This is a genomic window from Intrasporangium sp., assembly GCF_051961875.1.
Taxonomy (GTDB): domain Bacteria; phylum Actinomycetota; class Actinomycetes; order Actinomycetales; family Dermatophilaceae; genus Intrasporangium_A.
The window spans coordinates 1-13,809 of sequence record NZ_JBQCCV010000007.1; the positions used below are offsets into that span (position 1 = coordinate 1).

The 13,809-nt window shown below is 70.5% G+C and carries 13 protein-coding genes; 3 read left to right on the plus strand and 10 right to left on the minus strand.

The window, feature by feature from the left end; translation table 11 throughout:
- Positions 1–2 precede the first annotated feature (2 nt).
- The gene (ffh, locus tag ACTHJJ_RS00190) at positions 3–1,625 is read right to left on the minus strand and encodes a signal recognition particle protein (protein ID WP_440300919.1); all 1,623 of its coding nucleotides are present in this window, start codon (positions 1,623–1,625) and stop codon (positions 3–5) included.
- Between the two features lie 181 nt (positions 1,626–1,806).
- Between ffh and ACTHJJ_RS00195 the strand changes: the two genes are divergently transcribed.
- Positions 1,807–2,268, plus strand: a complete 462-nt coding sequence (locus ACTHJJ_RS00195) for a hemerythrin domain-containing protein (RefSeq protein WP_440300920.1) — start codon at positions 1,807–1,809, stop codon at positions 2,266–2,268.
- A 4-nt stretch (positions 2,269–2,272) separates the two neighbouring features.
- Here ACTHJJ_RS00195 and ACTHJJ_RS00200 read toward each other — a convergent pair whose 3' ends face one another.
- The 5 genes from ACTHJJ_RS00200 to ACTHJJ_RS00220 all read right to left on the minus strand — a co-directional run bounded on the left by ACTHJJ_RS00200 (position 2,273) and on the right by ACTHJJ_RS00220 (position 8,132).
- Positions 2,273–4,696, minus strand: coding sequence for a [protein-PII] uridylyltransferase (locus ACTHJJ_RS00200; RefSeq protein ID WP_440300921.1), 2,424 nt, complete (start codon positions 4,694–4,696; stop codon positions 2,273–2,275).
- Between the two features lie 10 nt (positions 4,697–4,706).
- A complete protein-coding gene (locus ACTHJJ_RS00205; protein WP_440300931.1) occupies positions 4,707–5,045 on the minus strand; it encodes a P-II family nitrogen regulator in 339 nt (112 codons plus the stop codon).
- Positions 5,042–6,505 carry an ammonium transporter gene (locus tag ACTHJJ_RS00210; RefSeq protein ID WP_440300922.1) on the minus strand — a complete coding sequence of 488 codons (1,464 nt, stop codon included), beginning with the start codon at positions 6,503–6,505 and terminating at the stop codon, positions 5,042–5,044. The genes ACTHJJ_RS00205 and ACTHJJ_RS00210 overlap by 4 nt, the downstream gene beginning before the upstream one ends.
- A 160-nt stretch (positions 6,506–6,665) precedes the next feature.
- On the minus strand, positions 6,666–7,871 hold the full coding sequence (gene ftsY / locus ACTHJJ_RS00215) for a signal recognition particle-docking protein FtsY (protein WP_440300923.1): 1,206 nt from the start codon (positions 7,869–7,871) through the stop codon (positions 6,666–6,668).
- Positions 7,872–7,970: 99 nt separating this feature from the next.
- The gene (locus ACTHJJ_RS00220) at positions 7,971–8,132 is read right to left on the minus strand and encodes a hypothetical protein (protein ID WP_440300924.1); all 162 of its coding nucleotides are present in this window, start codon (positions 8,130–8,132) and stop codon (positions 7,971–7,973) included.
- Between the two features lie 197 nt (positions 8,133–8,329).
- On the opposite strand from ACTHJJ_RS00220, the gene ACTHJJ_RS00225 reads away from it, so the two are divergent.
- Positions 8,330–9,388 carry a cell wall-binding repeat-containing protein gene (locus tag ACTHJJ_RS00225; protein WP_440300925.1) on the plus strand — a complete coding sequence of 353 codons (1,059 nt, stop codon included), beginning with the start codon at positions 8,330–8,332 and terminating at the stop codon, positions 9,386–9,388.
- A 71-nt stretch (positions 9,389–9,459) separates the two neighbouring features.
- Here the strand turns inward: ACTHJJ_RS00225 and ACTHJJ_RS00230 are convergent, their stop codons facing one another.
- Positions 9,460–10,233: an SDR family oxidoreductase gene (locus ACTHJJ_RS00230; protein ID WP_440300926.1), complete on the minus strand. Its 774-nt coding sequence runs from the start codon at positions 10,231–10,233 to the stop codon at positions 9,460–9,462.
- Positions 10,233–11,378 carry an acyl-CoA dehydrogenase family protein gene (locus ACTHJJ_RS00235; RefSeq protein WP_440300927.1) on the minus strand — a complete coding sequence of 382 codons (1,146 nt, stop codon included), beginning with the start codon at positions 11,376–11,378 and terminating at the stop codon, positions 10,233–10,235. Before ACTHJJ_RS00235 ends, ACTHJJ_RS00230 begins: the two co-directional genes overlap by 1 nt.
- Positions 11,379–11,423: 45 nt before the next feature.
- Here ACTHJJ_RS00235 and ACTHJJ_RS00240 point away from each other — a divergent pair, with 45 nt between their 5' ends.
- Complete coding sequence (locus tag ACTHJJ_RS00240; protein WP_440300928.1) at positions 11,424–11,987, plus strand: 2'-5' RNA ligase family protein; 564 nt, start codon at positions 11,424–11,426, stop codon at positions 11,985–11,987.
- A 7-nt stretch (positions 11,988–11,994) separates the two neighbouring features.
- On the opposite strand, the gene yczE is transcribed toward ACTHJJ_RS00240, so the two are convergent.
- Together yczE and ACTHJJ_RS00250 are read right to left on the minus strand one after the other, a co-directional pair.
- Entirely contained in the window at positions 11,995–12,657 is a 663-nt protein-coding gene (gene yczE / locus ACTHJJ_RS00245) for a membrane protein YczE (RefSeq protein ID WP_440300929.1), read from the minus strand.
- Between the two features lie 57 nt (positions 12,658–12,714).
- Entirely contained in the window at positions 12,715–13,635 is a 921-nt protein-coding gene (locus ACTHJJ_RS00250) for an LLM class F420-dependent oxidoreductase (protein WP_440300930.1), read from the minus strand.
- Between the last annotated feature and the right edge of the window lie 174 nt (positions 13,636–13,809).

Genomic DNA, 13,809 nt, shown 5'->3' on the forward strand with positions numbered 1-13,809 from the left:
CCTCAGCGGCCGCCGAGGAACTTCTCGAAGCCCTTGGGCAGCTGCGCGGGGTCGAAGTCGGGCAGGTCACCATCGCCGTTGCCGCCGGCACCCGGCATACCGAACGCGGAGGCAGCCGACTTCTGCCGGCTCTCGGCCTCACGCTCCGCCATCGCGCGCTCCTCGGCGGCGCGCTTCGCGGGGTTGCCGCTCTTGCTCTTCTTGCGCTTCTGCTGCTGTGCCTTGCCGCGTTTGCCTGCACCGGGCAGACCGGGCATCCCCGGCAGTCCGGCGCCACCGCCACGAGCAAGCGACTTCATCATCTTCTGGACCTGGCCGAACCGCTCGAGCAGCTGGTTGACGTCGGTCACGGTGACTCCGGAACCCTTCGCGATCCGGGCCCGGCGCGAGCCGTTGATCTGCTTGGGGTGTGTCCGCTCGAACGGCGTCATCGACCGGACCATCGCCTCGACCCGGTCGAACTCGCGGTCGTCGAAGGCGTCGAGCTGCTCACGCATGCCCTGCATGCCGGGCATCATCTTCAGCATCGACTTGAGCGAGCCCATCTTCTTGATGGCGCTCATCTGCTGGAGGAAGTCCTCGAAGGTGAAGTCCTCTTCCGCGAGGAACTTCCGGGCCATCTCGTCGGCCTGGCGCTTGTCGAACGCCTTCTCGGCCTGCTCGATCAGGGTGAGGACGTCGCCCATGTCGAGGATCCGGCTGGCCATCCGGTCCGGGTGGAAGACCTCGATGTCGGTGACCTTCTCACCGATCGAGGCGAACATGATCGGCTCGCCGGTGATCTCGGCGACCGAGAGGGCGGCACCACCACGCGCGTCGCCGTCGAGCTTCGACAGGACGACACCGGTGAAGGCGACGCCTTCGTGGAAGGCCTGCGCCGTCTCCACGGCGGCCTGACCGATCATGGCGTCGATGACGAAGAGGACCTCGTCGGCCTGCACCGCCGCCCGGATGTCCGCGGCCTGCTGCATGAGGTTGGTGTCGACGGCGAGCCGGCCCGCCGTGTCGATGATGACGACGTCGTGCTGGCGCGCCTGAGCCTCCGCCACGCCCGCGCGGGACACGGCGACGGGGTCACCGAACGACCGGGTGCCCTCCCCCGACTCGAGCACCGCGTCGTGCCCACCCATGTTGCCGCGCTCCGGCGCAAAGACCGGCACCCCGGCGCGCTCGCCCGTGACCTCGAGCTGGGTCACGGCGTTCGGCCGTTGCAGGTCGGCGGCGACGAGGAGCGGGGTGTGCCCCTTGTCCTTGAGCCAGCGACCGAGCTTGCCGGCGAACGTCGTCTTGCCCGACCCCTGCAGGCCCGCGAGCATGATGACGGTCGGAGGCTGCTTGGCGAAGTGGATCTGCCGCGTCTGCCCGCCGAGGATGGAGACGAGCTCCTCGTTGACGATCTTGACGACCTGCTGGGCGGGGTTGAGCGCCTGGCTCACCTCGGCGCCGAGGGACCGCTCCCGGACCCGGCTCGTGAACCGCTTGACGACCGGCAGCGCGACGTCCGCGTCGAGCAGGGCCAACCGGATGTCGCGAATCGCCTTGTTGACGTCGCTCTCGGACAGGCGGCCCTTGCCGCGGAGGTTCTTGAAGGTCGCGGTCAGGCGATCAGACAGGGTTCCAAACACGCAGGCAAGCCTAACCGTTGCGGGGTGTACTCCCGCGCCACCGGCACGGGGTATGCCGCTCAACCGGTTTCCGCCCGCAGCGTGACCTGCCGCTGCGATTGAGTGGCGGACGGTCCGGGTAGGACGGGGCCAGCCGGCGCTGCCCTTCGCCGGCTCTCTCACACCCCGGAAGGAAGCATCCATGGCTGGAGTCGTGACCCTCATCAAGGACGACCACGCAAAGCTCGAGAAGGTGTTCAAACAGCTGGAGGCGCAGAAGGGGGACGTCAAGGCGCTGCTCCGCGAGGTCGAGGAGCTCCTGGTGCCCCACTCCAAGGCCGAGGAGGAGGTCGTCTACCCCGCCATCAAGAGGACGACTCCCGACGAGGCTTCCGATGTCGACGACGGTCTGGCTGAGCACCAGCACGTCGAGGAGGTCCTGACGCAGCTGCTCGGGATGGACCCCGACGAGCCGGGTGCGGACGGCCTCATCGCCGCGATGATCGGCGAGGTGCGCCACCACGTCGAGGAGGAAGAAGAGGAGATCCTGCCCAAGTTCTCGGACGAGGCGTCGAACCAGGAGCTCGGCGACCTGGGCGAGAAGTTCACTGCCGCGAAGGAGAAGTACCTGGAGGAACTGCGCAGCTCGCGCAGCACTGCCTGACCCGTCACGGTCCGTCGCACGCCTCGATGATCGCCGCGATGGCGTGCGCGGCCCGGGCGGGTTGGAGCAAGCCACCGCTGAACTCGGTGACGTAGAAGGTGTCGAGCGCCTGCCCGGCGTACGTCGCCGCGTGGGCTGATCGGATGGTCAACGACGAGCGCGCGAGCGACATGCCGATGTCGCGCAGGAGCCCCGGGCGGTCGGAGGCGCGGACCTCGATGACGGTCGCCGAGCGCGACACCCCGTGCAGTACCAGCGCGCGGCTCTGGTCGGGCGACCCGCACGCCCGACTGCGGAGAGGCTCCCCCGTCCGGGGTCGGTCGAGGGGGGCGAGCGGCCCCCGGTCACCGGCGGCGACGCGGACGAGGTCTCGCGCGATCCGCTCGGCGACCGGGGCCTCCCCGCTCGGCGAGTCCACCCACCACTCGTTGACCGCCAACTGGTCACGGGTCCGTACCGTCGCCGAGCGGATCACGAAGCCCTGGCTCGCGAGCAGGCCAGCCGTGTCGGCGAAGAGACCCGCACGGTCCCGGCCCACGACCACGAGTCGATGTGCACCACCGAGGGCCTCGACCCGGACCACCGGCCGGCCCACCGCCAGCTCCTCGAGATGGGCGCGCGTCGGTTCTTCTCCCCATGCTGGTAGGACCGGCTCAGCCGCGGCCGAACGGCGGGCTGCGTCCGCCGCGCAGCCCAGGTCCCTCCGGCCAAGTTCGCAGAGCCGTTCCACGAGTCCGGCGCGCCAGTCGGTCCACGCGAGCGGACCAGCGGCACGGGCGTCAGCCTCCGTCAGGGCCCGGAGCATCTCGAGGGTTGACCCCGATTCGCCGACCGCCTCCGCCAGGGTGTCGATGGTGACGGGATCGGTGGGGTCGCGCCTGGTGGCGAGCTCGACGAGGGTCAGGTGCTCCCGCACAAGCCGCACGACGAGGGCTAGGTCGGGCTCGGGCACTCCCATGCGGCGCAGCACCGAGCCGGCCAGCCGCGCCCCCGTCGTCGAGTGATCCTGCGCGTCGCGGACCTTGCCGATGTCGTGAAGCAGCGCCGCGAGCACGAGCAGGTCGGGGCGGTCGAGGTCACGCAGCATCCCGGCCGCGATGACGACCGTCTCGATGAGGTGCCGGTCGACGGTGTGCCGGTGCACCGGGCTCCGTTGGGGCCGGCACCGGACGCCGGCCCACTCGGGCAGCCACCTGTCGATGATCCCGGCGAGGTCGAGCCCTTCCCACACCGCGACCAGCCCGGGACCGGTTGCGAGCAGGTCGGTGAACAGCTCGCGCGCCAGCGCCGGCCACGGCTCGGGCAACGGCGGCGCCTGCTCGGCCAGGTTGCGCAGCGTCGCCGGGGCCAGAGGCAGTTTGTTCCGCGCCGCGATGACGGCCGCCCGCAGCGGAAGAAGCGCGTCCGCCCCGGCGCTCGAGGGTGACCCGAGAACCGCCTCACCCTCGTGCCGGTACAGGCCGTAGCCGAGCGGGGTGAGGTGTGGACGTCGCGCGCTGACCCTCAGGGTGCGCGCGCGCTGGGACTGCAGGGCCCGTCGCAAGGTGTTCTGGGCGGCATACCCGATGACCCGTGCGGACGCGGAGACCGTCGCGAGCAGGGCGTCGGCATCCGGCTCACCGAGCAGCGCCGCGCAGGCGTCCTGGTCGTCGCGTCCCAGACGGTCGCGGTCGCGACCGGTCACGACGTGGAGCGCGTCACGCACGTCAAGCAGCCGGGCGTATGCCGCGTCGACGTCGCCGTGTGGCCGATCGGCGAGCCAGGCCGCGGCCAGTGCGCGGAGCAGGGCCATGTCGCGCAGGCCGCCGCGAGCCTCCTTGAGGTCGGGCTCGACGAGGTGGGCGAGGTCGCCGTGCCGGGCGTACCGCGCCGCGAGCGACTCCTCGATCTCGGGCAGCCGGCTCCGGGCGTGGGCGCGCCAGTCGTGCGCGACGGTGAACCGTGCCGATGCCACGACGTCCGGGTCGCCGGCGACGTACGCGATGTCGAGCAGGCCGATGCCCGCCGTCAGGTCGGTGGCCGCCACCGCCCGGCACTCGGCCACCGTGCGCACGCTGTGGTCGAGCCGGATGCCGGTGTCCCAGAGGGGGTACCAGAGCCGGTCCGCGACGGCGCCCACCTCGGGGTCGGAGAGGCCGCGGGGGTGGTGGAGCAGGACGAGGTCGAGGTCGCTGAGCGGCCCCGACTCCCCGCGGCCGAGGGAGCCGACCGCAGCCAGGGCGACGCGGTCGAGGCGTCGACCGGCCCCTGCCCGGTGCCAGAGGTCGCGGAGCCATGCCAAGGTGTGCCTGCTGATCGCCTCTCGCCGGGCCGGCCCGGCGCCGGCTGTCGCGAAGTCACGCGTGCCTGCTAGGTCGAGCCGACGTCCCCGGAAAGACGGCCCGCCGCGGCCCGAGCTACGACTGTTGTCCATGATCGTCGTTGCCATGTCTCGTCCCTCAGAGCGCCGCCGGCCCGCGCTCGCCGGTGCGCACCCGGATGACGTCGTCGACCGGGACGGCCCAGATCTTGCCGTCGCCGATCCGCCCGGTCTGCGCCGCCTTGAGGATGACCTCCATGACGTCCGGGGCGTCGCTGCTCTCGACGATGACCTCGATCCGGACCTTGGGCACGAACTCGACGGTGTACTCGGCCCCGCGGTAGACCTCGCTGTGGCCGCGCTGCCGGCCGTAGCCGCTGGCCTCGCTGATCGTCATCCCCGAGATCCCGAAGGCCTCCAGTGCCTCCTTCACGTCGTCGAGCCGGTGCGGCTTGATGATGGCGGTGACGAGTTTCAGGACCGCGCCTCCTTGTGGGGGTGCGTCTTGGTGACGGCCGAACCGGCAGGGTCGACGGGAACGGTCGGCCCGCCGAGGCCGGCCGCGAGCGGTACCGGGGCGGCGTTGGCACCGTGGAGGGACTTGCCGAGCGCGCCCCCGAACGCTGCGCCGAGGCCGCCTGCGAGGTTGCTCCAGTCATAGGCGGACTCGGCGTGCAGCTCCTGGTCGATCCCCGCGGCCTCGGCGTCCGAGCTGACCCGCCAGCCCATGAGCGCCCGCAGGGCGAGTCCGACGACGGTCGTCACGACACCCGACAGCACGACGGCCGCGAAAGCGATGATGAGCTGCACGACGAGCTGCCGGAACCCGCCGCCGTAGAAGAGACCGGTCCGGGTCGCGAGCAGGCCGATTCCGATGGTCCCCCACAGCCCGGCGACGAGGTGGACGCCGACGACGTCGAGAGAGTCGTCGAAGCCGAGTCGGTACTTGAGGCCGACCGCCAGGGCGCAGAGCGAGCCGGCCACCGCGCCGAGCACGAGGGCGCCGATCGGCGACAACGCGCCGGCCGCCGGCGTGATCGCGACGAGGCCGGCGACGACGCCGGAGGCGGCGCCGAGCGAGGTCGCGTGCCCGTCGCGAACCCGCTCGGTGGCGAGCCAGCCGAGCATCGCGGCGCATGTCGCGGCCGTCGTGTTGACCCAGGCCACGCCGGCTGTGCCGTTGGCGGCGAGGGCCGACCCGGCGTTGAACCCGAACCAGCCGAACCAGAGGAGCGCCGCGCCGAGCATGACGAGCGGCAAGTTGTGCGGGCGCATCGGGACCCTCCCGAAGCCGATCCGCTTGCCGACCACGAGGGCGAGCACGAGGCCCGCCATGCCGGCGTTGATGTGCACGACGGTGCCACCGGCGAAGTCGATCGGCGCCACGGCCGCCGTCACGTCCCCTCCGGACCGCGCGTTCCCTAACTGCCGCGCCGCGAGGCGGTCGGCCGAGCCCGACAGGAGCCCACCACCCCAGACCTGATGTGCGAGCGGGAAGTAGGCGAACGTCACCCACAGCCCGGAGAAGACGAGCCAGGTGCTGAACTTGACCCGGTCGGCGATCGCGCCGCTGATCAGCGCCACCGTGATGATCGCGAAGGTCATCTGGAAGGCGACATTGACCACGGTCGGGTAGCTGCCGCTCATGACGTAGTTGCCGGCGCTGTCCGTGATCGCGCCGCGCAGCCCGAACAGGTCGAGCGGGCTCGCGAACAGGCCCCCGATCGAGTGCGGCCCATAGGACATCGAGTAGCCCCACAGGACGTAGACGACGCCGACGACTCCCATCGCGCCGAAGGACATCATCATCATGTTGAGGACGGACCGGCTCCGGACCATCCCGCCGTAGAAGAGGGCGAGCGCCGGCGTCATGAGCAGCACCATCGAGGCGCTGACGAGCATCCACGCCGTGTCGCCGGTGTTGAGTGCGTCTTTCATGCCGAGGAGTCTCGGGACCCCTCGTTTCCGCTGCGGTCGCCGCACGTTACAGCGGCGTCAACAGATCCGCCCGCGTGTGACGTTCTCGTTTCCCGGCCCAGAACGACGTATGCCGCCCAGCTGGCTCAGCTCGGCGGCATACGTCCGATCGGTCACACCATCACTCCACGATCGCGTCGACGAAGGCCTCCGGGTCGAACGGCGCCAGGTCGTCGGGACCTTCGCCGAGGCCGACGAGCTTGACGGGCACGCCGAGCTGGCGCTGGACCGACACGACGATGCCGCCCTTGGCAGTGCCGTCGAGCTTCGTCAGCACGATGCCGGTGATGTCGACGGCCTCGGCGAAGACCTTCGCCTGCTGGAGACCGTTCTGGCCGGTCGTCGCGTCGAGGACGAGGAGCACCTCGTCGATCTCGCTCTGCTTCTCGATGACCCGCTTGATCTTGCCGAGCTCGTCCATCAGGCCGACCTTGTTGTGCAGGCGCCCGGCCGTGTCGATGATGACGACGTCGACCTCTTGCTCGATGCCGGCCTTGACCGCGTCGAACGCGACAGCGGCCGGGTCGGCACCCTCCTTGTCGGACCGCACCGTCGGCACGCCGACGCGCCCGCCCCACGTCTCGAGCTGGTCCGCGGCCGCGGCACGGAAGGTGTCTGCTGCACCGAGCAGGACATCGCGGTCCTCGGCGACCAGGACCCGGGCGAGCTTGCCCACGGTCGTCGTCTTGCCCGTGCCGTTGACCCCGACGACGAGGATCACGGCCGGGCGGATGCCGACGCGCGAGGAGGCGATCCGCCGGTCCATGTCCGGCTGGACGAGCTCGAGCAGGTCCTTGCGCAGCCAGCTGCGGACCGTCGCCTCGTCGGTGGTGCCCTCAACCTTGACCTGGGTGCGCAGCGAGTCGACGAGCTGGGTCGTCGCCTCCACCCCGAGATCCGAGGCGATGAGGGTGTCCTCGACCTCCTCCCATGCCTCCTCGTCGAGCTTGCCGTGCGAGAGCAGGGCGAGCAGGCCCTTGCCGATCGCCGAGTTCGACCTCGCGAGCCGGGCCCGAAGCCGCTGGAGGCGACCCCGGGCCGACTCGGGCCGCTCGACGGCCGGCGCCGGGATGATCTCCTCGACTCCGATGTCGGTGGGTCCCTCGGAGGGTTCGCCGGGGTGCTCCGGCGGAGCGGTCGCCCGGGCCTCCTCCGGGCTGCGGTCGAGGTCCTCGGCTGGCAGACCCGGTGGCGCCTGGCGCGGGGCCTCCCGCTCCTCGACCGGGGTCTCCGCTCGTCCTCCACCGCGCATGAGCCCGAAGACGAGCCCGGCACCGAGCACCACGATGACCAGGGCGATGATGACGTACAGCCAGAGGTTCTCCACGCACTCATCCAATCACGCGGCGCGACACCGCCGCTGGACGCGGCCGGCCCTGCGACGACGGCCGAGGAGTGGGTGGGGACCGGTCTCAGGACCGCTTCGTCAGTGGGTGCGCGGGCGGCGCCGGCGGAGCAGGCCGAGGCGCGCCGCGCCGCGCGGAGTGAACATGACCTTGCCGTCGCGGTGGGCCGGCAGGGCGACGGAACCGACGATCGCGACACCGAGGCCGGTGGCGACCAGCATCAGGAAGATGAGGAACACCATGTGACTAGAGTGACGCATGTGACTGAAGGTCGGCTGTGGACCCGCCCCGGGGGCCCATTCCGTCACCTATTCGTCACCCTCCTGTGACGTCGTTGCGCCGAGCGGGGCCATTCGCGCCTTTCCGGAGCCAAACGCTTCGAGTCCGGATACTGTGACCGCCTCACGGCGCATCCAGCGCCGATCATGGAGGAGCAACCATGAGCACAGCCTTTCGACTCGCCGCCGCCACACTCTCCGCCGCCGCTCTCGCGACGACCTCCATCGCCCAGGCCGTCGCGGCCCCGGCGGACACTGTCCCCGTCTACCGCATCCAGGGTGCCGACCGGATCGCGACCGCCGTCGCCGCCTCGCGAGCGATGTGGGATGACGCCGGCACGCCGAACTCCCCGACGGCGACCGCCGCCGTGATCAGCCGCTACGACGACTACGCCGACGCACTCGGCGGCTCGGCCCTCGCCGGAGCCGTCGGTGGTCCCCTGCTGCTGACCCACACCGCGTACATCGACACGTCGACGATCAACGAGGTGGCCCGGATCCTCGGCAAGAAGGGCACCGTCTATCTCCTCGGGGGCACCGGCGCCATCTCGGGAGCCGCCGAGAAGAGCCTGCGCGACAAGGGCTACACCGTGAAGCGCCTCGCCGGCCCCGACCGGTATACGACCTCGGTCGTGGTCGCCAAGGAGGTCGCCAAGCAGCAGAAGGACGGCCACCCGCAGCTCGTCTTCGCCACGACCGGGCAGAACTTCCCCGATGGCCTCGCCGCCGGCGCGACCGCCGCGGGATATGCGGCATCCGTCGTGCTGACGAAGGACAGCGTCCTGCCGGCCACCGTCAAGTCCTACCTCATGGCTGAGCAGGCTGCCGGTGTCGACGTCCTCGCGGTCGGTGGGGCAACGGCGAAGGCGCCGTTCAGCTGGACCGGCACGCTGGCCGGGAAGGACCGCTATGAGACCGCGGCACTGATCGCGCGCTCCTTCTGGGCCAACCCGGACACCGACAGCGACGACGGCAACGCCATCGCCCTCGCCACCGGCGAGAACTGGCCGGACGCCCTGGCGGGCGGCGCCCTCATGGCCGGGGCCGGGCCGCTCCTGCTGGCCAAGCAGACCTCTCTTCCCGCGGCGACCAAGGCGGCCACTACCGAGATCGTGAAGTCGGCGAACCCGTCGACGATCAAGGTCGGCTTCGTCCTCGGCGGGGCGGGCGCCGTCACGGACGAAGTGAAGAGCGCTTTCGCGGTCGCGCTCAACTCCTGAGCGGGGCGAGACGCGAGCTGGGACCGCGCGATCACGCGGTCCCAGCCGAGCGGCATACCACCCGGGGCCTGCTAGAGGGCTCCCCCGAGGGTGACGCCGCCGTCGATCGTGAGCGTCTGGCCCGTGACCCACGCTGCGTCACGGGAGAGCAGAAAGCTCACCGCGCCCGCGACATCCTCCGGGACGCCGAGCCGCTTCATCGGGTAGGCGGCCGCGACCTCGGACTCGCGGCCCTCGTAGAGCGCCGTCGCGAACTTCGTCTTGACGACCGCTGGGGCGACGGCGTTGACCCGCACGTCCGGCCCGAGCTCGTAGCCGAGCTCCTTCGTCAGGTGGATCAGCGCTGCCTTGGAGATGCCATACCAGCCGATGGTCCCCGACGCGCCCTGCCCCGCGACCGAGGCGAGGTTGACGACGGCACCGGGATGGTCGACGTCCCCAAGCCCCGACTTGACGGCCTTCTGGATCCACGAGAACGCGGCGATGACGTTGACGTCGAGGACCTTCCGGGCCACCGCGGCGTCGCTGTCGAGCATCGGTCCGTAGACCGGGTTGATGCCGGTGTTGTTGACGACGTAGTGCAGGCCACCGAACGTCGACCGGGCCGCCTCGACGACCTCCTCCTGGTGGGCCTCGTCGGCCGCGTTGCCCGCGATACCCAGCGCATGCGCCGGACCGCCGAGCTGCTCGACCGCCTCGGCGAGCGCCGCCTCCTTCCGGGCCGTGATGACGACCTTGCCGCCCTCGTCGACGAGCCGCTGGGCGATGCCGAGGCCGATGCCGCGGCTCGCACCCGTGACGATGGCGACCGCACCCGCGTGCCGCCCTGCTCCCTCTGCCGTCATCAGAGCCCCAGGTCCCTTCCGATGAGTTCCTTCATGATCTCGTTGGAGCCGGCCCAGATCTTCGTCACGCGGGCGTCCTTCCATGCCCGGGCCACCCGGTACTCGTTCATGTATCCGTAGCCGCCGTGCAGCTGCAGGCATGCGTCGAGCACGTCGTTCTGCACCTGCGCGCTCCACCACTTCGCCTTCGCGGCGTCCACGGCGCTGAGCTCGCCCTTCGAGTGTGCGATGACGCAGTCGTCGACGTAGGCCTCGGTGACCTCGATCTTGGTCACCAGCTCCGCGAGGAGGAACTTGTTGTACTGGAAGGCGCCGATCGGCTGGCCGAACGCCTTGCGCTCCTTGGCGTACTCGATCGTCTCGAGGAGCACCGACTTGGCGTGGGCGACGTTGTTGACCGCGGACCCCACCCGCTCCTGCGGCAGCCGCTGCATCATCGAGATGAACCCCAGCCCCTCCGGACCGAGGCGATTCTCGTCGGGGACCCGGACGTTGTCGAAGAACAGCTCCGCCGTGTCCGACTCCGGCATGCCGACCTTGTCTAGCTTGCGGCCGTTGGCGAAGCCCTCCATGCCCCGCTCGACGACGAAGAGGGTGATGCCCTTGGCCCCCCTGGACGCATCGGTCCGCGCCGCGACGATGACGAGGTCGGCCTGGAAGCCGTTGGTGATGAAGGTCTTCGAGCCGTTGAGGACCCAGGCGTCGCCATCGCGGACGGCGGTCGTCTTGAGCGCGGCGAGGTCGGAGCCACCTGACGGCTCCGTCATCCCGATGGCGATGACCAGCTCGCCGGTCGCGATGCCGGGCAGCCAGCGCTGCTTCTGCTGCTCGGTGCCGAGGTCGACGATGTAGGGCGGGCACACGTCGGCGTGGATCCCGAAGCAGGAGCTGACCGCCGCGTTGAAGCCGGCCCACACCTCGGTGAGGACGGCGTTGAACCGGTAGTCGCCGACTCCGGCGCCCCCGTACTCCTCGGGGATGTCGAATCCGAAGAAGCCCTGCTTCCCTGCCTCCCGCCAGACCTCGCGGTCGATCGACTTGGCCTCGATCATCTGCTCGGCCCGTGGCCTGAGGGTCCGCTCGACGAACTCCAGGGCCGAGCTGCGCAGGGCCTCGTGGTCCTCATCGTAGATGTGACGCGGCATGGCGACCTCCAGTCAGTGGGTAAGCGCTTGCTTAGTCTGTCCCGGGTGTCCCATGCTGTCAACGTGCTCTCCGACGCCGCCGGCCACTCCGTCCTCCAGGTCCCCGTCCCCGAGCTCGAGCCCTTCGTCCGGGCCCGCCACGAGCACTACGACACCGACTACGTGTCGGCCGACCCCGACTTTGTGCACGCCCACGTCACCGCGCTGGGACCGTTCCTCACCAGCCACGAGCTGGCGGCTGACAACCTCTCGCTGGTCGCGGCCATCGCTGCGCGGACCGAGCCCTTCTCGTTCACCCTCGGGCGCTTCGACGTCTTCCCCAACGGGATCATCCACCTCGTGCCAGAGCCGGACGAGCCCTTCCGGGCGCTGACGGCCGACCTCTGCGCCGCCTTCCCCGACAAGCCTCCGTATGCCGGTCTGTTCCCCGACGTCCGACCGCACCTCACGCTCGACGCCCGGTCGGACCGGGTGACGCTGGCCTCCACAAGAGGGCTCGTCGGCCGTCTGGTTCCGGTCACATGCCGAGCCGATCGCCTCGACCTCGCGTGGTACGAGCCGGGGAACTGCCATGTCCTCGCCAGCTGGAAGCTCGGCGAGCCGAGCTGAGTGCGGGCTAGGCGGTGGCGGGCTGGGCCGTCTCGGCGAGCCGCACCGTCACGAGCGGCAGGAAGAACTGGACGAGCGGGCCGATGGACACGGCATAGAGCACCGTGCCGAGTCCGACCGGCCCGCCGAGCAGCCATCCGACGACCAGGACGGTGACCTCGATGAGCGTGCGGACCACCCGGATGCTGACGCCGGTGCGGCGGGAGAAGCCGGTCATCAGGCCGTCTCTCGGCCCGGGGCCGAGCTGGCTGCCGATGTAGAGCCCCCCGGCGAGCCCGTTTAGCACGATGCCGGCGATCAGAAGCCCGAGCTGCGCGGGCCAACCGCTCGGCTGGGCGATGGCGGCAAGGCCGGCGTCCGCGGCGATGCCGATGACGACCACGTTGGCGAAGGTCCCGAGACCCGGCCGTTGACGCAGCGGCCACCAGAGCAGCAGGACGAACGCGCCGACGACAATCGTCACCTGTCCGAAGGACAGCGGCACCCGCTCGGTGAGGCCGGCGTGGAAGACGTCCCATGGGTTGAGGCCGAGGGTCGACCGCAGCATCATCGCCATGGAGACGCCGTAGAGGACGAGCCCCACGACGAGCTGGGTGAGCCGTCGCGGCAGCTGGCCGGCCCGCAGCTGGTCTCGGGGGCTGAGGTTGAGCAGGGGGACGTTCCGGCGCATGAGCACATGATCGGGGCAGAACGGGTCCGGCGCTGATTCCGCCACGCTGTGGTCACTTCACGGACGGGCGGCCTCAACCGGGGCAACCTGGCTGACCAGGTCGGCGACGAGCTCGTAGACAGCAGCGTCCTCAGGATTTGCCATGCCGATGATGACGTCATCGACGCCGACCTCGGCCAGGGCAGCGAGCTTGTCCACGGCCTGCGCCACGGACATCGTGGTCTCACCTGACGGCGCCCGGCCGCCCCCGTCTCGCGACAGTGTGATCCGTGACAGCACGGTGTTGCGGATCTCGCGAGGGTCGCGTCCCACCTCGGCACAGCGGTCGGCCAGGACCAAGAGCTTGGCGCGGACCCGTTCCGGTCCCATGTCGAACAGGTTGCAGGCATCGCCGTAGCGGGCGATGAGCCGGAAGGTCTTCTCCTCCCCCATCCCGCCGACGAGTATCGGGGGGTGCGGGCGCCGAACCGCTGGCGGGCTGTTCAGGGTGCGCTCGAGGTCGTAGTGGCGGCCGCGGAAGGGGTCGTCGGACTCGGCCCACATCTGCAGGACGATCTGGAGGGTCTCCTCGAGCCGCTCGAACCGCTCCTTCAGCGGTGGGAACGGCACACCGAGGCCGCGGTGCTCCTGCTCGTTCCATGCCGCCCCGATGCCGAGCCACGCGCGGCCACCGGACAGCACGTCGAGCGTCGTCACCGTCTTGGCGAGGATGCCCGGGTGCCGGTAGGTCACGCCGGTGACGAGCGAGCCGAGCTCGATCCGAGACGTCAGCCCGGCGGCATACCCCAGGGTCGTGTAGGCCTCGAGCATCTCGAGCTCGGAGGGGCCGATCCCCCGGATCTGGAAGTAGTGGTCCATGACCCAGAGGCTCCACATGCCCGAGGCCTCCGCATCCTGGGCGATCCGGCCGAAGGTGGGGCCGATCGAAGCTGGCGCATCCGGCCAGGAGAACCAGGAGACCTGAAGCCCAAGTCGCATTCTGTGATCGTCGCAGAATTCGCCCCACTTTGACCCGGCGCAGGTGCCACGACGAGGTGCGGCTCGGCGCATCGCGTCCGGCTCAGCCGAGCGCGGGCTGGGGCCGCTCGGGCCCCGAGCCGTCAGTCGCGGGTCAGCTTGCGGTACGTGACTCGGTGCGGGCGAGCCGCGTCC

Excerpts from the sequence above, each read along its gene's own strand:
- ACTHJJ_RS00195 (WP_440300920.1), top strand. The coding sequence starts at position 1,807 with ATGGCTGGAGTCGTGACCCTCATCAAGGACGACCACGCAAAGCTCGAG.
- ACTHJJ_RS00200 (WP_440300921.1), bottom strand. The coding sequence starts at position 4,696 with ATGGCAACGACGATCATGGACAACAGTCGTAGCTCGGGCCGCGGCGGG.
- ACTHJJ_RS00210 (WP_440300922.1), bottom strand. The coding sequence starts at position 6,505 with ATGAAAGACGCACTCAACACCGGCGACACGGCGTGGATGCTCGTCAGC.
- ACTHJJ_RS00220 (WP_440300924.1), bottom strand. The coding sequence starts at position 8,132 with ATGGTGTTCCTCATCTTCCTGATGCTGGTCGCCACCGGCCTCGGTGTC.
- ACTHJJ_RS00225 (WP_440300925.1), top strand. The coding sequence starts at position 8,330 with ATGAGCACAGCCTTTCGACTCGCCGCCGCCACACTCTCCGCCGCCGCT.
- ACTHJJ_RS00230 (WP_440300926.1), bottom strand. The coding sequence starts at position 10,233 with ATGACGGCAGAGGGAGCAGGGCGGCACGCGGGTGCGGTCGCCATCGTC.
- ACTHJJ_RS00235 (WP_440300927.1), bottom strand. The coding sequence starts at position 11,378 with ATGCCGCGTCACATCTACGATGAGGACCACGAGGCCCTGCGCAGCTCG.
- yczE (WP_440300929.1), bottom strand. The coding sequence starts at position 12,657 with ATGCGCCGGAACGTCCCCCTGCTCAACCTCAGCCCCCGAGACCAGCTG.
- ACTHJJ_RS00250 (WP_440300930.1), bottom strand. The coding sequence starts at position 13,635 with ATGCGACTTGGGCTTCAGGTCTCCTGGTTCTCCTGGCCGGATGCGCCA.